General features: G+C 61.2%; 16 protein-coding genes. 9 read left to right on the top strand and 7 right to left on the bottom strand.

Annotated features, from left to right (window positions below; all coding sequences use genetic code 11):
* Window positions 1-65 precede the first annotated feature (65 nt).
* The gene (locus tag GYH35_RS07500) at window positions 66-1,643 is read right to left on the bottom strand and encodes a sulfatase family protein (RefSeq protein WP_202624151.1); all 1,578 of its coding nucleotides are present in this window, start codon (window positions 1,641-1,643) and stop codon (window positions 66-68) included.
* 329 nt (window positions 1,644-1,972) lie between these two features.
* Here GYH35_RS07500 and GYH35_RS07495 point away from each other — a divergent pair, with 329 nt between their 5' ends.
* The 3 genes from GYH35_RS07495 to GYH35_RS07485 all read left to right on the top strand — a co-directional run bounded on the left by GYH35_RS07495 (window position 1,973) and on the right by GYH35_RS07485 (window position 7,612).
* Complete coding sequence (locus tag GYH35_RS07495) at window positions 1,973-3,718, top strand: arylsulfatase (protein ID WP_202624150.1); 1,746 nt, start codon at window positions 1,973-1,975, stop codon at window positions 3,716-3,718.
* Window positions 3,715-6,396 (top strand): TonB-dependent receptor, encoded by a 2,682-nt coding sequence (locus tag GYH35_RS07490; RefSeq protein ID WP_161815177.1) that lies wholly within the window; start codon window positions 3,715-3,717, stop codon window positions 6,394-6,396. The genes GYH35_RS07495 and GYH35_RS07490 overlap by 4 nt, the downstream gene beginning before the upstream one ends.
* Window positions 6,397-6,493: 97 nt before the next feature.
* Entirely contained in the window at window positions 6,494-7,612 is a 1,119-nt protein-coding gene (locus GYH35_RS07485) for a hypothetical protein (RefSeq protein ID WP_161828075.1), read from the top strand.
* A 52-nt stretch (window positions 7,613-7,664) separates the two neighbouring features.
* Here GYH35_RS07485 and GYH35_RS07480 read toward each other — a convergent pair whose 3' ends face one another.
* Window positions 7,665-8,783, bottom strand: coding sequence for a hypothetical protein (locus GYH35_RS07480; protein WP_202624149.1), 1,119 nt, complete (start codon window positions 8,781-8,783; stop codon window positions 7,665-7,667).
* Between the two features lie 190 nt (window positions 8,784-8,973).
* On the opposite strand from GYH35_RS07480, the gene GYH35_RS07475 reads away from it, so the two are divergent.
* Window positions 8,974-9,942 carry an SDR family NAD(P)-dependent oxidoreductase gene (locus GYH35_RS07475; protein WP_161828074.1) on the top strand — a complete coding sequence of 323 codons (969 nt, stop codon included), beginning with the start codon at window positions 8,974-8,976 and terminating at the stop codon, window positions 9,940-9,942.
* 100 nt (window positions 9,943-10,042) lie between these two features.
* Window positions 10,043-10,669 carry an HAD family hydrolase gene (locus tag GYH35_RS07470; RefSeq protein ID WP_161828073.1) on the top strand — a complete coding sequence of 209 codons (627 nt, stop codon included), beginning with the start codon at window positions 10,043-10,045 and terminating at the stop codon, window positions 10,667-10,669.
* Window positions 10,670-10,734: 65 nt separating this feature from the next.
* On the opposite strand, the gene GYH35_RS07465 is transcribed toward GYH35_RS07470, so the two are convergent.
* The gene (locus GYH35_RS07465) at window positions 10,735-11,370 is read right to left on the bottom strand and encodes an SRPBCC family protein (RefSeq protein ID WP_161828072.1); all 636 of its coding nucleotides are present in this window, start codon (window positions 11,368-11,370) and stop codon (window positions 10,735-10,737) included.
* Window positions 11,371-11,413: 43 nt separating this feature from the next.
* On the opposite strand from GYH35_RS07465, the gene GYH35_RS07460 reads away from it, so the two are divergent.
* Window positions 11,414-12,046 (top strand): TetR/AcrR family transcriptional regulator, encoded by a 633-nt coding sequence (locus GYH35_RS07460; protein ID WP_161828071.1) that lies wholly within the window; start codon window positions 11,414-11,416, stop codon window positions 12,044-12,046.
* Window positions 12,047-12,070: 24 nt separating this feature from the next.
* On the opposite strand, the gene GYH35_RS07455 is transcribed toward GYH35_RS07460, so the two are convergent.
* On the bottom strand, window positions 12,071-14,050 hold the full coding sequence (locus GYH35_RS07455; protein WP_161828070.1) for a glycoside hydrolase family 97 protein: 1,980 nt from the start codon (window positions 14,048-14,050) through the stop codon (window positions 12,071-12,073).
* 25 nt (window positions 14,051-14,075) lie between these two features.
* Entirely contained in the window at window positions 14,076-16,784 is a 2,709-nt protein-coding gene (locus GYH35_RS07450; protein WP_161828069.1) for a TonB-dependent receptor, read from the bottom strand.
* A 291-nt stretch (window positions 16,785-17,075) separates the two neighbouring features.
* Here GYH35_RS07450 and GYH35_RS07445 point away from each other — a divergent pair, with 291 nt between their 5' ends.
* On the top strand, window positions 17,076-18,302 hold the full coding sequence (locus tag GYH35_RS07445) for an OmpA family protein (RefSeq protein ID WP_161815186.1): 1,227 nt from the start codon (window positions 17,076-17,078) through the stop codon (window positions 18,300-18,302).
* Window positions 18,303-18,313: 11 nt separating this feature from the next.
* A complete protein-coding gene (locus GYH35_RS07440) occupies window positions 18,314-19,168 on the top strand; it encodes a hypothetical protein (protein ID WP_161815187.1) in 855 nt (284 codons plus the stop codon).
* A gap of 20 nt (window positions 19,169-19,188) precedes the next feature.
* Here the strand turns inward: GYH35_RS07440 and GYH35_RS07435 are convergent, their stop codons facing one another.
* Window positions 19,189-19,563: a hypothetical protein gene (locus GYH35_RS07435; RefSeq protein ID WP_161815188.1), complete on the bottom strand. Its 375-nt coding sequence runs from the start codon at window positions 19,561-19,563 to the stop codon at window positions 19,189-19,191.
* 265 nt (window positions 19,564-19,828) lie between these two features.
* Between GYH35_RS07435 and GYH35_RS07430 the strand changes: the two genes are divergently transcribed.
* Complete coding sequence (locus tag GYH35_RS07430) at window positions 19,829-20,230, top strand: hypothetical protein (protein WP_161815189.1); 402 nt, start codon at window positions 19,829-19,831, stop codon at window positions 20,228-20,230.
* Between the two features lie 30 nt (window positions 20,231-20,260).
* On the opposite strand, the gene GYH35_RS07425 is transcribed toward GYH35_RS07430, so the two are convergent.
* Window positions 20,261-21,760, bottom strand: coding sequence for an outer membrane protein assembly factor BamB family protein (locus tag GYH35_RS07425; protein ID WP_161815190.1), 1,500 nt, complete (start codon window positions 21,758-21,760; stop codon window positions 20,261-20,263).
* Window positions 21,761-21,772 lie beyond the last annotated feature (12 nt).

Raw genomic sequence — 21,772 nt, 5'->3', positions numbered from 1 at the left:
TGCGGACAATTGGAATTATTCTCCCGATTACTTTCACTTTCTCTAATCGAGCGAGCCGGATCGCCTCACGGAGCGCTGCGCCCGTCCCGTTCCAGCTTGTCGAGCATGGCCGCGAGCCTGGCGGTGAGATCGGGCATCTTCTGCGCCAGATTCTCCCGCTCGCCGGGATCGCGCGCGAGATTGTAGAGCTGGTGGTGAGGCAGCGTTCCGATTTCGTTGCCGTGGAACTCATGCGGCTCGACGCTGCCGCGAATCAGTTTCCAATCGCCCGAGCGAAGCGCCAGGATTCGCGCGCCGCTGCTCGCGACTGTCGTGCCGGTGGTCACCATCAGCTTGGTGTCCTCGACAACGAACTCGCGGCCGCGCTCGCTCTGGCCCATCAGCGGCGCCAGCATGTCGAAGCTGTCTACCGCGGCATCGCGCGGCAGTTTCTGCCCGACCAGAGCAGCGAGTGAGGCGACGAAATCGACGTGATCGATGAGCGCCGTGGAAACATGACGCTCGCGTACATGCCCCGGCCAGCTGACGATCATCGGCACGCGCGTGCCGCCTTCATAGATACTGTACTTGCCGCTTCGATACGGGCCTGAGGGTTTATGGTTGCCCGCCCGCTCGACGGCTTGGTCGTCATAGCCATCGAACAGGATGGGGCCGTTGTCGCTGCTGAGGATGATCAGCGTGTCATCGGCGATACCCAACTGCCCGAGCTTCTGCATGAACGCGCCGACGGTCCAATCGAACTGAACGATGGCATCGCCGCGAGGGCCCATGCCCGATGATCCGACGAAGCGCGGATGCGGTGCGCGCGGAACGTGCGGCTCGTTCACCGCGAAATAGAGGAAGAAAGGCTGGTCCTTGCGTGCCGTCACAAAGTCGATCGCCTTGCTCAGCAGCTGATCAGTGAGTCCCTCATCGCTCCAGCGTGCGGCCTTGCCGCCGGTCATATAACCGATACGGCTGATCCCGTTGACGATCGTGTTCGAATGTTCGGGGTCCGCACCGAATTTCAGCAGCTCCGGATGTTCCGCACCGGTCGGCTCGGATCCGACCTTGCTGCGATAATCGACTCGGATCGGATCGGCAGGATCGAGGTTCACCACGCGGCGGTTCTCGATCAGCACGGTGGGAACACGGTCGAGCGTCGCCGGCATGAAGAAGCCGTAGTCGAAACCGATTTCGAGCGGCCCCGGCGCGATCTCGCGATTCCAGTCGACCTTGCCATCGCCAAGACCCAAGTGCCATTTGCCGACGACGCCAGTCGCATAGCCTGCATTCTTCAACATGAGCGGCAGCGTGAACTGACCGGGCCGGATGAGCGCGGGAGCGTCGCCAGGCAATATCTGCGTCCCCGATGCACGCCACGCGTAATCGCCCGTCAGCATCGCATAGCGCGAGGGCGTGCACGTCGCAGAGGGCGCGTGAGCGTTGACGAAACGGGTTCCGCTCTCGGCCAGCCGATCGATGTTGGGTGTCCGGATCGTCGTCGCGCCATAGCTGCTGAGATCGCCATAGCCCAGATCGTCGGCGTAGATGACGATGATATTGGGCTTGCGCTTCACGGTCGCTGCGGCTGCAGCCGTTGGAAGAATCATCGCTGCGGCAAGGACCGGCAGCAGCGCGCGAAGTGAGGATATAAAACTCAACCGCCTCTCCTCTCACAACCGACCATACGACGCGTGTATGGCATTTACCATATATAACGGGCTTGCCGCAGCGATGCTGAACGGCGCACCCACCCCCGAGTCATCCGAATTCTGAGCGGCGCAGAGCGCCCGCTTGCCAGAATTGTGGCATAAATCGGTTTTATACGATATATAGGACCAACGCGCCTGCACGACGGGAAGATCGGCAGCAGGACGCAAAAGTGCTGGCGTTGAAAATCGCCTCGGACCGGCGGTCCGAGAATCAGCCGATCGGGGGACATGTGCGCAAGAGATCTCGACCACGAGCCTTCTTCACGGGCATGGCGGCAATGACCATTGCCATTTCGCTGTGCCTCGGCTGTACGACGGCTTCGAGCGCCTCGAAAGCTCCACCCCGCCCCAACTTCATCGTCATTCTGGCGGACGATATGGGGTACTCGGACATCTCGAGCTACGGCGGGGAGATACCCACTCCGAATATCGATGCGCTGGCGCACACCGGGATGCGCTTCACGCAGTTCTACAACAACGCGCGCTGCAGCCCTACGCGTGCGGCGCTCCTCACCGGAGTAAACCCGCACCAGGCCGGCATGGGCTATCTGTCGGGCACGCAGTGGCCAGCGTCACGAGGCACGCACGGCCGCTTGGACGATCGCGCCGTCACGATCGCGGAAGTGCTCAAGGACGCTGGCTACTTCACCGCCATGACGGGCAAGTGGCATCTGAGCAATGAGCCCTATTCCAAATCTCACGAGCGCGGGTTCACGCGATCGTTGAACGCTGTCGCTGGCGGCATCTACTTCGCAGACCAGCCGCCGGACAAGGGCGGCAAGCCGCGCCATCTGTTGCTCGATGGCAAGAAAGTCCCGCTTTCAGACCCGCGGCTGGGCGAGCCAGGCTGGTACGGAACGGATCTGTGGACCCAGTGGGGCATCGACTATATCGAAGAAGCGCGAGCCGAACAGCGCCCCTTCTTTCTTTACCTGGCTCACGTCGCACCACACTTTCCTCTGATGGCGCCTCCGGAAGATGTAGCGCGCTTCCGTGGACAATATCTCGCCGGCTGGGAACAGTTGCGGAAGCAACGTCTGCAACGCCAGGTGGAGCTGGGCATCGTCGAGCGGGCCGTCGACCTGCCCGATCAGCCATCGGGTGCAGATCGTTGGAGCGAGCTGTCTCCCAAGGATCGCGAGCGATTCGACGCAATGATGGCTGTCTATGCAGCCGCAGTGTCACGCATGGACCGCTCCGTCGGCGACCTGGTCGCCTACCTCAGACGCACCGGGCAATTGGAAAACACCGTCATTCTCTTTCTATCGGACAACGGTGGAAACGCTGAGTCAGGCCCAGCGGGCCGACTGCTCGGCGCTCACCCGGGAGACGCGCACTCCACGGTCTTCACTGGCATGAATTGGGCGATGTTACAGAACACGCCGTTCAGAGCATTCAAACACTTCACGGAAGAAGGCGGCATCGCCACGCCGATGATCGCGCACTGGCCAAAAGGGATTGCGCCATCCTTACGCGGAAGCATCAACCGCGAGCCCAGTCACGTCATCGATATCGCACCGACGCTTTACGCACTCGCTGGAGTTACTCCGCCCCGCGAGTATCACGGGCATCCGGTGCTGGCGCCTGAGGGCCGAAGTTTTGCTCCGGCATTCGCAGGCACGCCGCTCACCCGCGAGCAGCCTTTGTTTTGGGAACATGAAGGCAACCGCGCCGTGCGCGACGGGCGTTGGAAAGCCGTGATGCGTCACATGGGCGCCTGGCAGCTCTATGACTTGCAAACAGATCCGACCGAGCTTACCGACCTGGCCGCCGCCCAACCCGAGCGGCTCCATGCGCTGAGTGCGGCGTGGGACGTGTGGGCCGCGCGCACCTTCGTCGACGCGTGGCCCGGAGGTCGGCGCACCGAGTGGGGCGAGGCGCTCGATCGGAACGCGGAAAGCAAATTGTTGCGCGAGGGACCGTCGCATCAATCAAAAGTCGAAGCTCGACAGAGTCGACGCACATCGAGCCAACCAGGGAACATCAAGAACAAGGCGGCATCTCCGCCTGGGGAACATCAGTGAAGCAAAATATTCTCATCACAGCGACCACAGCGGCGATGACAGTTGCCAGCGCGACGGCCGGCGCGCAGGACGTCTCTTCTACACCCGAAGAGGTCATCGTCGTCGGCATCCGCAGCGCGCTCGAGAGCGCCGAGGAACGTAAGATCAACGCGCCTGTCGTCCTTGACGGCATTTCGGCCGACGACATCGGCGCCCTGCCCGATGTGTCGATCTCCGAGTCGCTCACGCGCATCGTCGGCGTAACGTCGAACGACACAGCACGCGGCTCGGACCAGGTCGCGCTGCGTGGGCTCGGGCCGGATCTCGTTTCGACCGAGTACAACGGACGCATCCTCCCGACCGCCGACGGCGTGAATCGCCGCGTGGGTCTCGCAGGCCTGCCCTCCGAGGGATTGTCGAGCGCGTTTGCCCAAAAGACACCTGAAGCCTCGACCATCGAAGGCGGCGTCGCGGGCATCCTGTCACTCGAATCGATACGTCCGCTCGAAACACGGCGGCGTGGTCTTACCGTCGTTGCCCGCGCCCTCGGCGAGGACTTGTCGAACGACATGGAGGACACGCCCGAGGCACGTCCCTACGGGGCGCGCGGCGAACTGACCTATGTGGAGCGCATTCGACCCAATCTCGGCGTCGCCTTCACCTTCAGCGCTCTGCGCGAAGGCAATTACTCTTCGGGCGTTCAACTCGAAAATTGGCGCATGGGCGCGGGCGCACGCTCGGATCTCAATGGCGACGGCACAGGCGACGTGCTTCCCACCAATGCCGGGCCGATCGGCTCGGCCTTCAACACGGACCGGAAAACCGGGCTGGCCATGATCCAATGGGAGCCAACCGACGACATCCGCCTGTCCCTCGACGGCATCTGGTCCGAGGATGAATATAGCAACACCACCCGGCGCTTATTCGCGTTCAATTTGTTTGAAGGCGCACTGGGCGCGGCCACCAGCAGCACGGTGGAAAATGACACGGTGACTGCGTTCTCCGGCACGTCGGCGCTCTATCGCGGCGTAGTCAACTTCGGCCGGTCAGTAGATAACACCCGCGGCGTGGGTCTGAAGACCGAGGTGCATTTTTCCGATCGGCTCGATGCGTCTTTCGATCTCTCCTGGTTCGAAGCCGGGCGCGATCGCTTCACTCCGGTCGTCAACTACGACGTTGACGGCGCCACCGCGGCTGCCCAGCGCCAACCCTTCAGCTACGACATCACCGATCGCGACAACCCGCAGTTCGTGTTCAACCAGCTGTCCGCCGACGCCTTTGCCCTGCAGCAGATCAATACAACCAAGCAGGATTCCGAGGACGACATCAGGGCGGCGCGCGCTGACTTCACATACGCACTGGAAAATAGCTGGGTCCACGAACTTGAGTTTGGAGGCAGGGTCGATCGTCGCCTCCACACCCAGCGTGTCGACAACACTCAATACACCTGGGCCAATCTGGCCGCACGTCCCGATCTGGACGCCTCGATGCTGGCGACGACTCGCAACGCTTGGGCTCCTCGCGCATCGGACTTTGGCGGCGCATCCGCCACTGCCGCCATGCCGTTCTTCGACGGCGCCACCTTGCTGAATCTGGGACTCAACTCCGCTGGCGTCATCGTCAACGATCAGTTCGCGACCGATGTTGGCGCCGGGGCGGAGATCGACGAGCTCACCTCGGCCCTCTACGCACAGGGCAATTTTCAGTTCGACCGGTTGACCGGCAATGTCGGCTTGCGTTGGGTGCGAACCGACGCGGAGTCGAGCGGCCAGGCAGGCACCGATGAAAGTAACGTCATCGACCAGAAATTCGACAACACTTACGATTACCTGCTGCCCAGTCTCAACGTCCGCTACAAGATCAACAACAACCTGTTCATTCGCGGCGCCGTCGCGCGAACGATGTCCCGGCCGCTGTTCGAACAATTGAGGGTGGGCGCGGCCACTGACCTCAGCGGCGCCGCAACGGGTGCGGTGACCATCAACCGGGGCAACCCGGATCTGAAACCGTTCACCGCCGATGGCGTCGACCTCGGTATCGAGTGGTATCCCAACGATGCGTCGTCGTTCGCGTTCGCCGTCTACAACAAGGACGTGAGCAACTTCACCACGAGCCAGACCCGCACGGGCGAGATCACGCTGGGCGATGGCACGGTGGCTCCGGTAACGATCACCGAGTTCATCAACGATCCCGAGAAACGCTACTTCCGCGGTTTCGAAGTCCAGGCCCGGCAGGATTTCAGCTTCCTCCCCGGATCTTTCCGCAACCTCGGCATTCAGTCCAGTTACAACCACAACAAGACCGATGCGCGGGAAACCTTCACCTCGCTGGCCGGCCCGGCCGCAGTCGCCACGACCGCGGAAGTGCTGCCCATCAATCTGTCGGAAGATGTGCTCAACGGCCAGATCTACTATGACGGACCGGATCTTCAAGTCAGATTGGCTTATCGCTACGCGAGCGGATACTCGCGCCGCTTTTCCAACGGCTATCAATATCAGCCGCAAGGCCAGTGGGATCTGAACGGCTCCTACCAATTGTCGCCCAATGTCCGTTTGATCGGAACGGTGACCAATTTGCTCGGCACTGATCAGTACCGGCTGACCGCGGACAGCCGCGATCTGGGCAACAACCAGATTCTGCAGAATCGCAATTACCAGGGACGAAACTTCGCGATCGGACTGCGCGCGACGTTCAAATAAGGACTGACCGATGACTGATTAGAAGCGATCGTTTCGTGCCCAGGGGGCGGCCGAGGCCGATCCCTGGGCACTTCAACTCCACGGAGGTTTGCATCGCATGAGTGTCAAGAATCAGAACCGACGCTTGCTCGCCACCCTCGCCCTCCTTTGCAGTATCACGGTCGCCGACGGGGCCGAGATAGGCGTCAACTTCAACGGCATGCTCGCTCGAATAGACCAAGGCGATCTCGCCCGCGCCAAGACCACGTGGATCCGCGGCTTCGTCGACTACTATCAGTTTCGCAGCGGTGCGAAAAATGTCGCCACCGATCCCGGTCTGGAAGCGCTCTCGCAGGCGCATCAGGCAGGCTACAAGACGATCATCAACATCAAGTTCGATTTCACCTCAAAGAACTTTCCCACCACGGCTGCGCAGATCGACACTGAGCTGAATTATCTCGACACGCTGCTCGCCGCGCTCTACGCCGATTGCGACATCATCGTGATCGGCAACGAGCCATTCATCGAATCGATTTCCTCACAGCGAGGCGCGCCGCTGTTCAATTTCTATACGGCGGCCGCCGAGAGGACCAAGACCTACAAGGACGGCCAGTCGCGCAAGATTCCGCTCTACATCGGAGCCTTCAACCGCCTGTGGGAAGCCGGCCGGCAGACGGAGGCAACACCGCTTCTTCAATATGCCGAGGCTACCCCTTGGCTCGCGGGCGTCGATCTTCACATCCATCACTCAGCGAATGCCGAGATCGACAACGTGTTCGCTTTTGTTAATCCGCGCATCCGCGGCGACCAGAAGATCCTCGTGACCGAGTATTCGCTGATGCATCATTGGAAGGCGCATCTGAACGATCCCATCCCTGCCCAACTGGCCGCCCAATACGGCCGCCCTGCGCAGTGGAAAGTGTGGGAATACATCAACTACGTGCAGGACGATCCGGTGACCCGACCCGAATGGGTCGCTTTCCTGCAAAACAGCCCCTGGTTCGAGAACCGCAAGGATTACATCGCCAATTCCTACGCGAAGTTCGCCGCCAACGCCAAGTTCAACATCGGCGCCTATGCGATGTATCAAGGATACTTTCCGGGATTCAACGCGAGCACCGATCCGTGGATTCTCAATCCGCTGTTCGTCAACCAAACGGTGATGCCCAATCCTTCGACCGGACTGAATCAGACCAACTATTCTTACTTCGACGCGTTCCGGGCGCTCCAGCCCTGAGCCAGCGGGGTGGTCGACGAACTATCGTTGGCCACCCCGCTCTTCGCTTGCATCAGTTCTTCTGCAGCGCCTTGAAGTCGTCGATCCACGCATAGTTGGCAGCGGCACTGCCATCGGGATTGGCCTGGACGGTGCGTGGCGCGAACACGCTGTTGAGGAGCCACGGCGTCTTGTCAGGGCCGAAATTGTTCGACATCGAGCTGCCCTGCTTGAACCCATAGGTCGCGACCGCGAGACGTCCGGAGTCACGGAACATCTTCATCTGGTTGCGCAGATAGTGTTTGCGGCTTTCAAACCAGGGGCTCATCGACAGGAAATCATCCCACCGCTGCTTGGCGAACGGCTGTTCGAGCGCCGCCTTGATCACCTGCCAATTCTGCGAATTCTTCGGCACGTCATATTTTGCCGCGAAAGCCGCTGGGATCGGCTTCTTCAGATTGTCCTTCCACCACCACACGACCGAGAACTCAGTCACCAGGAACTTTTGCTCAGCCCGCATCCGCGGCAGGATGTAGTCGAGAAACGGCTTCGACGCCTCGATGGAATTGATGTGCGGATGAATATCGACTCCGTCGATCTGCGGCGTCGCCTTCACGTATTCCATCCAGCGATCGGTCGAAGGGGTGATGTTCTTCTTCAGATCGAGCCGGTTGAGCGCGCCCATGTAGAGACGCGTCTTGCAATCCTCGATACAGTGCTTCGCACGATAGGCGATCACGCGCGCGGCCATCGCCTCGTAGAACGCGTTGAGATCGAGGTCTCGATCCGCTTCGCGGCTTTCGATATACGGCTCGTTACCGATAACGAGGATCTCGACCTTGCCCATGACGAGCGGCAGCACTGCGTCGAGCCGCGCGAGCTCCTTCTCCATCTCGGCGCTGCCCGGCTTCGGGAAATCGCGGTTCGGGAAGGGCCACTTGAACGACAGGATCGTCTTGTAGCCTTGCTTTCCGGCATCGAGCGTCGTGCGCACGACGCCATGCTCCGCCGCGCCTTGATCGAGTTGCGGCATGGTCAGGAAGATGCGGACCCAGCTCGCATCCGCCTTTTTCAGGTCGCGATAATCGACGTCCTCATAGTGCTCATTGTAATTGGCGCCGAGCGCCCCCTGAGCCTGAGCCACCCCAGGCAGGCAAACGATCGCCGCGCAAGCGGCCAGAAATCCGCGCATCGATGACTCCGTCGGTCGAGTTTAGATCGGACCTCCTTTTATCATATTAATCCGCTTATCTGAAACCCGGCCTCATCGGTGCTGGCCCGCTGCAGCCAATTGCTGGGCTGGTGCAGCAAGCGGCCTGTGTACGGCCGGAGGTGGGCACTAGACTCAGACTCGACTCCCGCCATCCCATCACGAGGCCGCCATGCGAATATTTCTAAACACGATGTGCGCATTGCTCGCTGCACTCTTATGCGCCCCCGCGCTGCCCAGCGAACAAACCGTCTCCAACGCCGTCCTCGTAACGGGCGCCAGCAGCGGCATCGGCCGCAAGATCACCGAGCGCCTCGCCACGGAGGGCTATTTCGTATACGCCACCGCACGCAAAGCAGAGGACCTCAAGGCGCTCGGAGCCATCAAGAACGTGCACCCCATACGCCTGGACGTCACGCAACCTGCGGACATTGCCGCTGCAGTGGAAACAGTGACCCGAGCCGGCCGCGGCCTTCATGGCCTGGTCAACAATGCCGGCGTCGCTACATTCGGCACGATCGCCACCATGAGGATGGAAGAGTTCGACCTTACGATGAAGGTGAACGTCTATGGACCGGTAATGATGATCAAGGCATTCGCACCGCTCATCATCGCCGGCAAGGGACGGATCGTGAACATCGGCTCCCCTTCCGGAATCACCGACGGCGGCGGACCCGACATCGCCGCTTACGTCATGAGCAAGCACGCGATCGAAGGACTGACGGATTCCCTGGTGCTGCAGCTCGCGCCGCTCGGCGTTCAAGTCAGCGCCGTCGAACCCGGCGCCTACAGATCCGAGATCGATAAAAACATGCTGGAGCGCCTCACTGAAGCTGAGAAGGCGAACATGCTCAAGGTCTGGGGCCCGCCGCCGGATCCGATGATGTTTCCAGAAGCCGACGAAGTCGCCGTAGCGGTTGCACAGGCGCTGTCCGAGCCCAACCCGAAACGCCGCTATCTGGCCATTCCCCGCGATGCTCGGGATCGCTTCAACAACCGGCTGCCGGAGCGCATCATCCGCTATCAGATGAAGCAGCTCGTCCAGTGGAATGAAGGCCATGCCTACACCTTCGACCGCGCGGCGCTCATCAAGATGCTGGATGACGCGTTGGTCAACGCTCGACCTCGAACCAGTGAGTGAGTGAGAAGTGGCTCTGGGGCATGCAAAAAGCAGGCGCCTTGGTATGCTATGAGGCTTCAATCGTGCCTGGCACGCCCGCTAGATCATGCCTCGCGCACCCATGAGCTCTCATTCCATCGATACCGTTGTTTTCGATCTCGGCAACGTTTTGATTCGCTGGAACCCAAGGAATCTGTTTCGGAAAATCTTTGGCGCCGACGAGGCAGCGATGGAGTTTTTTCTGACAGAGGTGTGCAACACAGAGTGGAACGAGCACCAAGACCGCGGGCGTCCCTGGAAGGACGCAATCGCCGAGGCGATCGAGCGTCACCCGGAGCATGAAGCCAATATCAGAGCCTACTTTGATCGCTGGGAAGAAATGATTCCTGGCGCAATCGAAGAAACAGTGGTCATCCTCGAGCACCTTCGCAAGCTCAACGTGCGGCTGCTGGCTCTCACGAACTGGTCGGATGAGACCTTTCACATCGCCCAAGCGCGTTTTCCATTCCTGGAGTGGTTTGAAGGCATCGTGGTGTCTGGCCGTGAGCGTCTGATGAAGCCAGATCCTGCGATCTTCAAACTGATCATCGAGCGCTACCGGTTGAGCCCAGCGTCCACGGCTTTCGTGGACGATAGCATCCTCAACGTCGAAGCCGCGGCACGCGAGGGGATGATCGCCATTCACTTTCAGGGTGCCGACGACTTCCGCGCCAAGCTGCGGGACTTGGGAATCCTGCTTCCCAGATAGCTGCCCTCGCGCCAGACGCCAAGGGCTATGTCACCCCGACGAATAGATGATGACCGTTCCCACGGTTATTCAACGTCGGCCGCGGGCGCCGCCTCGGCGTTCGATCGTCCCCTCTCCAACAGGCTGCGCATCCATTCCGCAAACGCACTGTCGAGAAAATCTTTGCGGAAAAGCGTGGGGTCTCGACCTTCCTTGAGCGCGAATCGATACGTCCAGTTGACACGCGTCTGGTCCGGCGCGGGTTGAGTGTGGATGAACTCACCGACGGCATACTGGACGTCACGAAACTTCGGACTGGTGTAGTTCCAGACCACATATCTGAACCGTCGGCGTTCGCTGTGCGCCTCACTGTGCAGCACTTCTTCGAGGGCAATGGAGCCATCGGTGAGACAAACGAGCCGGCGCGCGCCGACCGTGCCAAACCCTCCGCTCGTCAGATTGCGCGTGCCGCTGACGCCCGGCAAGTCACGCGTCGGCCGAATGCCCTCGCTCAGCGGTCGCCGGCCCGCCTGCATGACGGCCGCCAGGCTACGAGCAATGTCAATTTGCTCCGTATGAGCCACGAGCTTCTCGAGCGGCGCGATGTCCGGACGGGGCGGATTGACGAACCCGGCCGGGAGCTCGCAAGCCGGGCTTTGGCCCCCAAGCAGCAAGCCGGCGAGCGTCAGAGCAAAGCGAAACCGATATTCGTAGGTGCGCATGCGAGGTATCTTGTCCAAACCTGCAGCGCCGGACTATTCGCATATGAAACGGAACCCAGCCGCATCGCTGATCCCCCGGAAAAGACCGCAGCAGCGCCGATCTCGCGACACCATCGATACAATTTTCGAAGCAACCATTCAGGTTTTGCTCGCCAACGGCTTCGACAAGACCACGACCTTGCAGATTGCCGACCGGGCCGGCGTGTCCATCGGCTCTCTGTATCAATACTTTCCGAACAAGCGGGCGCTGCTGGCGGCCATCGTGAGGCGACATGTCGGCGGGGTTGTCGACGCGACCGTTGCTGCCTGCCAGTCGATGCACGGCAAGCCCATCGAAGAGATGTGCGCCACCATCATGACTGTCTTCGTCGATGCGAAGACGCGCAGGCCGGACATATCGCGCGCGCTCTATCTACCCACCGCGGCCATCGATGGCGACGCCATCGTCAAGGAGGAGTCGAGTCGATGCGCCCAGGCAATACATGACATGTTGATAACCGCCAGTAACGCCAGGTTCGAGCAGCCTCAGGTCGTGAGCAGCGTGCTGGTCGCATCCATCGTGGGACCGACGCGGGCGACCATAGAAGCTGGCGGAAACAAAAGCACGTTTGACCGCCTGAAGCTGCACCTGACCGCGCTGTGTGTGGGCTATCTGAAAGAGGTGTCGAAGCAGTAGCAACGATTGCGCTGCCCTCCCCGGTCACCCGCCGCCCATCAAGACGGCAACCGCACCACCGGCCGGTGCGAGCTCGAGCGTCAATTTGTCTGCGCGAGTGAGCTGCGTTCTGTTCTGCCGCAGTTCCTGCGGCATGGCGCCGTCCTCCCAGACCTGCGACCGGTATTTGCCCGAGGCGAGGAAATCAAGCGGCACCGTGAGCTCACGGGCCGATTCGTTCGTCATTGCGCCGATGTACCACGTATTGCCTTTGCGCCGGGCAAGCACGACGTACTCCGCGATCGTTCCTTGCAGGAAGCGCGTCTCATCCCAACTCGTCGGCACGTCCCGTACGAAATCGAAGCCGGCGGCGTTTTCATAAGCATCGGGGCTGTCCGCCACCATCTGCAGCGGGCCGTCGTACACCACAAACATCGCCAATGCCTGACCGCGCGTGGTTTGGACGAAGGGCGGACTGTTGTTGATGCGGAACTCTTCAGGTTGGACGTTTCGGAAGCCGCCGGGCGTGTAGTCCATCGGCCCGAGCAGCATCCGGGTGTAGGGCAGCGTCACATTGTGAGTCGCTGTGACCCGGCGGCTCCATTTGTTGTATTCCGCGCCCATGACGCCTTCCTGGGTCATGTAGTTCGGATAGGTGCGATACAGGCCCGTCGGCGGATAGGCGCCATGCATGTTGACCATCAGCCGCTGCTCTGCCGCTTTCGACATCACGCGGTGATAGTACTCGACCATCTGCTGATCGTTGCGATCCATGAAATCGATCTTGATGCCCTTGATTCCCCATCGCCGATACTGCGCGAGCGCTACATCCATTTGCCGGTCCAGCAGCGCCCACTGCACCCACAACCACAAGCCAACGTTGCGTTGCGCCGCGTAACGCACCAGCTCCTGCATATCGAGGCCGGGCTTCGATCGGGTGATGTCGGCATCCGGCCGGGCCACACCGCCGACGCCGGAATTCAAACACCAGCCTTCATCGATCAACATGTATTCCAAGCGCGCCGCCGCGGCGAAATCGATGTATCTCTTGAGCGTCGCCATATCCATGCCCGCCTTCGCGGGCGCAGGCAGGTGCGGACCGGACCACCAATCCCAAGCGCTCTTGCCGGGAACGATCCAGGAGGTATCGCGTAATGTCGTCGGCGGATTCAAGTTCGCAATGAGCGTGGACTCGATCAGCCTGCCAAGGGTGTCCGCCATCATGATGACGCGCCAGGGCGATGCGACGCCCTGAGCCGACGACTTCACGCGCACGACGGCAGAGCCCGGGGTCGGATGGCGCGCGAGGCGCGTCACCACACCGGGCTCGCCGTTGCCTCGCCCGCTCAGATACATGCCGGCGTAATCGCGCAAATCCGCCTCGGCGATGACGAATTGCGTGCGACCGCTCGGAATGCGGCAGCTCAACGGCACATCGAATAGATGGTGCTCGCGAATCCGGCTCGCCCGCACCGGATCGAACTCGCCTTCATGGCTCGAATACATCTGCCCGATATTCAATCCATGACACTCATAGTCGCCGGCGAAGGCGAACTCGGTCGCCTCGGCCCGCAGCTGCAGCTCATCGAACCCCGGTTGGCTCGGAACGAAGTAACGCAACGCGACGCCATCGTCATAGGCTCGCAGGATGATATCCAGCCTGCGAGCAGCCCCGCCGCGCTCCTGCAGCGACACCGTCATCTCATTGAAGCGATCGCGAGCCTGCGACGCCTTTCCCACGACCATTCGATATTGCTCATCCACCGAGCGGCGCTGGGAAGACACCGGATCGAACAGTTGGAAGCCACGGTCATCGACCAGTTGCAGACGCAGCTGAGAGGGCGCGACCACCGTCTCGCCCCGCCTGCTGACCTCATAGCGAGGCGGCTCATCCGCGCCGACTTGAAGTTTGATCGCGATGGAGCCGTCGGGGGAGCTGACGCTGTAGTCCGCTTGCGCGGACGCCCTCGCCTGCTGTGTGACGAGCACGCACGCCGCGATCGCCGCATATAGTTTTATGTGCATCCTCGATGTCCTTGTCCGAGTTGCCTCAGAAGCGGGCACGTACGCCAGCTGTGATTCGCCGCCCGCTATCTTCCAGCTGCAACAGGCGCTCTTTGAAAGCAGAGTAGCTGCGCGTACGCTCGTCCGTCAGGTTCACGCACTCGGCGAACACTGACCACGCTTCGTTCACCTGAAAGCTCGCGCTCACGTCGTACTGCCCATAGGCCTCGATGTTCTCCGGCTGTCCCTCGAAGCTGAAGGTCCGTCGCAGAAAATCATCTCGCCAGTTGTACGCGGCGCGCACCTGGATCGGACCCTTCTCGTAGAACAACACCAGGTTGGCCGAGTTGGACAGGCCTTCCACGTTGAATACCTGCGTGCTCAAGCTGGGATCGAACGTCACCGAACTGTCCACATCCGTGTAGTTCGCCGAGACACCGAAGCCGTCGTACGGCGCCGGCAACCGGTCGAACGTGTACTGTGCGGACAGCTCCACCCCGTACACCTTTGCATCGTTGGCGTTGACCGGGCGCGTCTCCAGGAACTCATAGCCGAGGATGTTGGTGGGCCTCGTCACCAGCGAGACGAAATTGTCGATCCATTTGTAGAAGCCCGCCACGCTGAAGTAGCTCGCATCGTTGAGAAAGTAGTCGATGCCGAGGTCCAGGTTCTTTGCCAGATAGGGCTGCAAGGCCGGGTTGCCGCCGGAGCTGAAGAAAGAATCCGGCGGACGCAGGTTGTAGCCCTCGGTGGGCTGCAGGTTGGTGAGCGTCGGGCGTGTGAGCGTGCGCGAACCGGCGATCCGCACGGCCCATTGATCGCTCAGGTTCAACCGCAACGCGAGCGATGGCAGGAAGTAGTCGTAGTCGTTCTTCTCGGTGATCGGCATGGAATCGGTCAACGTGTACTCCAACCCCGTAGCGTCGCCCGGGATGGGCGTGATCGATGCGATTTCCTGACCGGTGCCCTTCGCGGTCAGATCCGTTTTGACCCAGCGCAGCCCCACCTGTCCGCTCCAGGTCATCTCCGAAATGTCGCCGCCGAGCTCCAGCTGCACATAGGCAGCCTGCGATTCTTCCTCGACCGACCCGGAGCCTTGCGGATTCAAGACGGCTCTGAAGTCCCCACCGTTGGCCGCGAGATTCGCCGCAAACTCGGCCCTTGCGGCCGCATCGCCGTTCAGTCCGTACGCGGCCGGTGATGTGTAATACGGAATCAGCGCATCGATATCGAAATCGAGCCACTGCGTGGGCAACCCAGAGCCGCCAAGGAACGACCCGGCGTCATAGGAACTCGTGACGCTGGCCGGCACCGGGGCGTAGTAGCCGCAGTAATAGCAGTTCAGCGAGCCTGGCGTTTTGTAATCAGTGGTCGTTTTCTCCCGGTTGGAGGCCAGGGCGCCGAACTTGAGCGCCCTGATCACACCGTCGAGCTCGTGGACGACATCGACCTGGAACTGCCCGATCTCATCTTCGACATCGTTGCCCGACTCGTTCAGATAATGCGCCCGCAAATTCGCAGGATCGGTGGGCGACAACACGTTGGTGTAGAGCGGCGTGGCACTGCCGGGGCGCAGTTCGAACGTTGGATTCACGCCAGTGTTGCGTGTACCAAGCACATAAAAGCGCTCCTTGCCGCCGTTATCGTCCTTGGCCTTGGAATAGGAAACATCGAACGCGACGGTGGTACGCTCTGTCAGCGTGTACTCGGTATTGAAGGCGAGCTGGTAGGTCGACGCATCGCGCGGCCGTTCGCTGACGACCCAGTCGGTGGCCAGGCTGCCCGTGTCGCCTCGCACGTAGCGAGTGACCGTGCCGTTACCGTTGGCTTCGGCAGAAATGATGTCCGCGGGGTCGCTGAAGTACGCAAGCACATGGTTGCGATTGTCGATCTCGTAGGTGGTGTAGAGGGCGTCGAGCTCGAACTTCAGGGCATCGGTGGCGAGCCAGTCGAAGGACAGCGTGGCGCCCATGCGCTCTCGCGTGCTCTCATCGACGATTTGATTGTACGAGCGCGTGATGGCCACGTCCGCCAGGTCTGCGGCCCCGTCCCGGTTGAAGTCGAGGTCCTGCCCCGTCAGCCAGCCATCGGTGTGAAATCGCTCGAGCCGCGCCTTGCGCTCGTCGTAAACCACGCTCGCCAGCGCACCGAACGTGTTGCTCTCGTTGGTCATGCTGATGAGGCCGGACATCGTTGGAGTGGTCTCCTCCGAGCCGCCGTCATACTTGGCAGCCGCGCTGCCGGCAGCGTGAAAGCCCTCGAAATCCAGCGGCCGGGCAGTGCGTAGCTGAATCGTCGATCCGATGCCGCCCTCCTGGAATTCAGCCGAGGAGGATTTGTACACCTCCGCGCTGCTGATCAGCTCGGGCGCCAGAATGTCGAAGCTGAACTCACGTCCGTCGTTCTCGGTCGCCAGCAGCCGACCATTGAACAGGACATTGTTGAACTCGGGACCGAAACCGCGCACGGTGACGAAGCGCCCCTCGCCCGCCGTTCGATCGATGGACACACCGGCGATGCGCTGGAGCGATTCAGCAACGTTTTGATCGGGGAACTTGCCGATGTCCTCCGCGGCAATGGAGTCAACCACGCCGAGCACTTCCTTTTTCAGGTCCAGCGCCCGGGACAAGCTCGCGCGCGTGCCGGTGACGACTACCTCTTCCACGGGCGCTTGCGCCATCGCTACACCGACCAGACCAAGCGGCAACGCGCTCACGCCAAACAGCACCCGGCTGATCCATCGCCCGTGATTCATCGTTGACCCCCTGACCATTTTTGAAACGCCCGCGCGCCAGCTGCGCTACGGATTGCTTGTGGTGACATCGCGTCGATCGAATGCGCGACGTAGAATTAATAATACAAGTTGTTTTATTTAGTCAACACCGCAGTGACCTTCAGACCCGCGTGTTTCGAGCAGCGGTGTGAAATAAATTCAAAACATCAGCGACTCGGCACCGCGAACTCATGTTCCGCCGGCATCGGATCCTGTCAGGATTTGCGGCGGGAATGCGTTACAGGGGTATGGCACCTACGACAAGGACCTGCAATGGGCCCCCTGCCCTTTACTTCCCTCCTCGCCCTCGGAGCGATGGCCGCTGCCTCGTTGGTCAATGCAGCCCCATCGACATCGCGTGTTCCGCTCTGCCCCGGCCTGCAAATCGTCACCGCAATCAGTCAGCCCAACGGTGACTATGAGTCGATCAAGACCGTCCTCTCGATCGACGATCAGAACGTTCTGATTCGTTACTCATCCGAACAGCTCGTCACGGATCTGCTCGCTTCGGACTTCGGCCAGGTGCGCAAGCAGACATTGAGCCGTTCGGTGCGCCGCTCGGACCTGACATCGGCGACCTTGTATCAGCAGCGCTTCATGACCGGCATGCCGACGCAGATTGCCGAGACGACGGCGATCGGAACCTCACAGGCGGTACTGCGTGCACTGAGAACGGCCGGCCGCAGCGAATTCTCCATCTCCAATGCCTACTCCGGCGAATTCCCCGCAAATCGAGATCGCAGCCCGAATCTCTACGACTTCATGTCGCCGGGCGAGCTGGTCCGCATCGGCCAGGCCGAGCACATCTCCGTCGTCATCAACGGCGTGGCAACCTCACTTCCCGTGATCCGCGCGCGCGGCGAATTCGCAGCGGAGCCGGCAGAGTTCCTGTTTCTCGATGACGATGCGAATCCGCTGACATTGAAGTTTCGCGTCGGCATCGATTCCGAGCCCCCCATGGATGAGCCCATGAAGGAGCTCTGCCGCACCATGCAGGCAGCCGCCCCGGAGATGAGCCGCGCGCTGTGCGGGCGAGAGACCGCAAGCGATCGCGAAACGCTCGAGGTGGTGAAGATCGCCCATCGCTGCGAGGCGCCGGTTGCGCCAACCGGAACGGCGCCCGCTGCCGGGCCGCCACTGGAACAGCAGCTCGCGACGACCGGCAAAGCGGTTGTCTATGACATTCACTTCTCTTTCAACAGCGATCGAATCCGTGAAGAGTCCACACCGCGGCTGGCGGAGATTGCCGAAGTCCTGCGCAAGCAGGCCGACTGGAAGCTCGTCGTCAACGGACACACCGACTCCATCGGCGGAGATCGTTACAACCTGGATCTATCCCGGCGGCGAGCCGCCGCGGTCAAACACGCTCTCGTGAAGTCACACGGGATCGACGCTGCGCGACTGACAACCGAGGGTTTCGGTGCGTCACAACCCCGCGACACGAACGAAACGCTCGCCGGACGCGCGCGCAATCGCCGTGTCGAGCTGATCAAACCATAGGAGGTCGACTGGTGAGGATCCGAACTTATCTTGGTTCATTGATGTGCATCGTCGGTGCGAGCGCTTACGCCGGTGGCGATCCGATTCCTGTCTGCGTGGGCCCCGGCGGCGCGATGCGCCTGATCGAGATGAAAGTCACCTGCAAGGCGGGCGAGCAGAAGAAACTATTCGCAGAGTGGGAAGCCGAGCTCGACGAGCCGCCGGAGGAGGAAGATGCTCGCATGGAGAACATGCAGAAGCAGTTGCAGGAGATGACAAAGCGCCTCGCTGCGCTCGAAAAGAACTCGGACAATCGCGGCAGCAGCCAGGCAGCCACTCGCATCACAGCCCCCTTCGAAGTCGTCGGCCGCACCGGCAAAGTCATCCTGCGCGTGGCCGACAAGGTTTCCTCAACCTCCGGCGAAGGCGCTCAGGTCACGATTGGCGCAGGCGATGCAGGGAACTATGGCGTTCGCGTTTACAAAGACGGCGCCACCTTCGTTGCCGGTGTCGGCCAGGCGCGGGGCGGCGCGGGCCTCGTCGCCGTCATGGACGAGAATGGATCGTTGGTCGCCAGCATGAGCGCGCGCGATCGCAGCGTCTCGGTCTACGAAGGCGACAAAGCCGCGGCGAGCCTGGTGCTCGACGACACGGGCGGGACCGTCGCGATCTATCAGGGCTCGCAGGCCGTCGCCTATCTGACCCGCAGCTCCCATGGTAATGGCGGTAACGTGACGCTCACCGACGGCAAGGGGTTCGGCGTGTTCTCCGCCGGCGCCGCATCCGATGGCGGCGGCGAGGCTTGCCTGAACAGAGTCACCGGCGGCGGCAAGCAACGCAACGTCTGCCTGGGCATCGAACTACCGAGCATGGGGCTGGGCAAATGAGACGCCCATCGTCAACCAGGTTAGCTCGGCAGATTCGAGCATTTGAAATACGCGACTTGCGCATCGCTGAATGCATTGACATTGAAACCCCCAATGCTCTTTTCACTGGGGAGCATTACGTGCACATAGTTCGCGCCCTTGGACGGCGCCGCATCCACTGCGACCTGAGTGACGCGCGCGGTCGCCGCCGCCCGATCGAGGTTGCCTTTGAGGCCCCACGCCTGTTGCTCCTGTCCGAGCTTCTGGCAGCGATATTCGCTGTTGGGCTCGGCCTGGCCGGCCAGCACTCGTTCGCCCGAGCTGGCTTGGTAGTCCTTGACGGTAAGCTGTCCAACCGCGGAGCACGCGGCAAGGGAAATTGCAACAAACCCGATTGCCAGAGCCGTACGCAGCATCGTAGTACCTCACTGAATACGCGCGCAGCGTAGATCCGAAGGTCTGTAGAAAAATTTGTCGCAGCTCTCAGTTCTGGCAACGAGGCGGCCCGGCGAATACGACTGATTGTCTCAATGTGCCCGGGCAAATCTGTTAAGGCGCTGCTCGAGCGTCAACGGAGCTGTCAGCTTCCAAGAAGCTCGATGTTTCATAATGTGAGGATAGGATTTGCCGGGCTCGACAAAGACTTTACTCCCGATCGTTCCTCCCTGAACATTCCTACGAATGCGAATCCTGAAACCCGTCGTCTACCTGCTCGCCGCCATCGGGCTCGCCTTCGTAGCTTTGAACCTCTACCTGTCCTCCGGACTGGTGAGATCGTGCGATGTCGACTCGCTTACAACCGTCGTGTCTCCCGACGGGCAACGCGAAGCCCGATTGCGGATCGTGACCTGCAACTACGAATCGAGCCCCATGGTGACCCTTTCCCTCTCGAGACAATCGACGCCGAAGGTCGAGCATTCCACACGGATCGGCGTTGCCACGTCGACCGAGCTCGACCTGACTTGGCTTTCCAATGAAGACTTGAGACTGAGCTATCCAGAGTCCTTTGTCCTGGCATCGACCGCGCCGTTTCTTGACGGGGTCGAGATTCAATTCTCGCCAAAGAAGATCGTTCGCGACTGATTCGATGGGTGACGCTCGTCGACGAAGCTGTCAGCGTCCAAGCTCGAACGCATAGAGCCGACCGTTGAGGTCCACGGCGTACACGACGTCATCCACGATGAGCGGCGACGCGCCGAAGCCCCAGTTTTTCTTCGCGTCGATCACGTCTTTCGACGGCTCCTCCTGATACAGCCAGCGAATCGCGCCGCTGGCGCGCTCGAGCGCAACCAACGCACCGCTACGAAATCCCGGTGTCGCTCCGACGCCGACCGCGCCCGCCACGACGAATCTGTCGTTCACAGCGGTCCGTGACCACGACCAGCCCGGCACCGGCGTTTTCCAGTGCAAGGATCCATCCGCGACATCGATGGCATAGACGCTGACGGCATCCGAGGAGCCCGTGTAAACGACACCCTCGTGCACGACCGGCGGCGACTCGATCCACGAGAACCAGTAGTAACGCCGCCATTGTTCTTTTCCGCTGCCGGCGTCGAGCGCGATCAGCTCATAGGTGCGACTGCCGATCAGTACGCGATCGCCGCTCACGACGAGATCGCCTGCGACGGCAAGCTTCGCATCGTAGGTCCACCGTAGCTTGCCATCACGCGCCTGCACCGCCTGGACTTTGCCGTCGAATGCCGCGAAGAGGATGAGATCGCGATACACCGCAGGTGTCGCGGTCATCATGTCACCAGCCGTCACGCGCCAGATCTCACGACCATTCTCTGGATCGAGCGCATACAGATTCTTGTCGCGGCTCGCAACGTAGAGGTGCTGCCCGTCTGCGACGACGCTCGATCCGTAGCGATCCCAACGAGATTTTTCCTGGTCGGGAGGAATGCGCGCCGGGCTCCCCGCGTCGATGCGCGCTCGCCATTGCTCGACGCCGGTGCGTTTGTTCAGTCGGTACAGGAAGCCTGAGTCCGAACTGACATAGACGCTCTCGCCAATGACGGCGGGCCGGCCACGGATCGGTTTGTCCGTCGGAAACTTCCAGCGAATGGTGCCGCGTGCATCGACGGCGTTGAGCACTCCCTGTTCATTACCGACGAACAACAATCCGGACTGCGCGTCACGCTCCAGCCCCGCCCACGCCGGGCCGCCGACCTGCACCGACCACTTCATCTTCGGCGGCTCGACCTTCCATTGCGTGGGCTCAGGTTTCGCAACGGGCTCGCTGCGATGGAATTCAACCGGGATGTCGTAGACCGGCACCGCATCGCGCGGCAGCACGCCACTGAGCGTCCGACGCTCGGCATTCCATGTGAGAGGAAACGAGAGCGGCTGGGTATCGATGCGATTTCCATCCAGCGTCACCGTGCCCAGCGGCACTGCATGCACGCCGATAGCGGGCAGCGACAGCTGCGCCGTGGGCTTGCCTTCCTTCTCACTGAACTGCAAGACGACTTGCGACGACTCGCCCGCGTGGATCGGCTCCGCCGACCACCAGCCGGTGAGGTCGGTGAATGTCGGCGGCGCAGGTTGCGCCTGAAGCGCGATCGCATTCGTTGCGCAAATCAACCCGATCCCCCACCGCACGATCGTTCTCATTGTGCTCCCTCG

Origin of the sequence: Steroidobacter agaridevorans (assembly GCF_009932555.1) — a bacterium.
Classification (GTDB): Bacteria; Pseudomonadota; Gammaproteobacteria; order Steroidobacterales; family Steroidobacteraceae; genus Steroidobacter; species Steroidobacter agaridevorans.
Note: the sequence above shows the minus strand (reverse complement) of the source record. Positions and strands in the feature narration are given on the sequence as shown.

Coding starts and splice junctions, on each gene's coding strand:
- GYH35_RS07460 (WP_161828071.1), top strand. CDS start 11,414: ATGAAACGGAACCCAGCCGCATCGCTGATCCCCCGGAAAAGACCGCAG.
- GYH35_RS07450 (WP_161828069.1), bottom strand. CDS start 16,784: ATGAATCACGGGCGATGGATCAGCCGGGTGCTGTTTGGCGTGAGCGCG.
- GYH35_RS07495 (WP_202624150.1), top strand. CDS start 1,973: ATGACCATTGCCATTTCGCTGTGCCTCGGCTGTACGACGGCTTCGAGC.
- GYH35_RS07465 (WP_161828072.1), bottom strand. CDS start 11,370: ATGCGCACCTACGAATATCGGTTTCGCTTTGCTCTGACGCTCGCCGGC.
- GYH35_RS07435 (WP_161815188.1), bottom strand. CDS start 19,563: ATGCTGCGTACGGCTCTGGCAATCGGGTTTGTTGCAATTTCCCTTGCC.
- GYH35_RS07455 (WP_161828070.1), bottom strand. CDS start 14,050: ATGCACATAAAACTATATGCGGCGATCGCGGCGTGCGTGCTCGTCACA.
- GYH35_RS07475 (WP_161828074.1), top strand. CDS start 8,974: ATGCGAATATTTCTAAACACGATGTGCGCATTGCTCGCTGCACTCTTA.
- GYH35_RS07445 (WP_161815186.1), top strand. CDS start 17,076: ATGGGCCCCCTGCCCTTTACTTCCCTCCTCGCCCTCGGAGCGATGGCC.
- GYH35_RS07470 (WP_161828073.1), top strand. CDS start 10,043: ATGAGCTCTCATTCCATCGATACCGTTGTTTTCGATCTCGGCAACGTT.
- GYH35_RS07485 (WP_161828075.1), top strand. CDS start 6,494: ATGAGTGTCAAGAATCAGAACCGACGCTTGCTCGCCACCCTCGCCCTC.
- GYH35_RS07425 (WP_161815190.1), bottom strand. CDS start 21,760: ATGAGAACGATCGTGCGGTGGGGGATCGGGTTGATTTGCGCAACGAAT.
- GYH35_RS07480 (WP_202624149.1), bottom strand. CDS start 8,783: ATGCGCGGATTTCTGGCCGCTTGCGCGGCGATCGTTTGCCTGCCTGGG.
- GYH35_RS07430 (WP_161815189.1), top strand. CDS start 19,829: ATGCGAATCCTGAAACCCGTCGTCTACCTGCTCGCCGCCATCGGGCTC.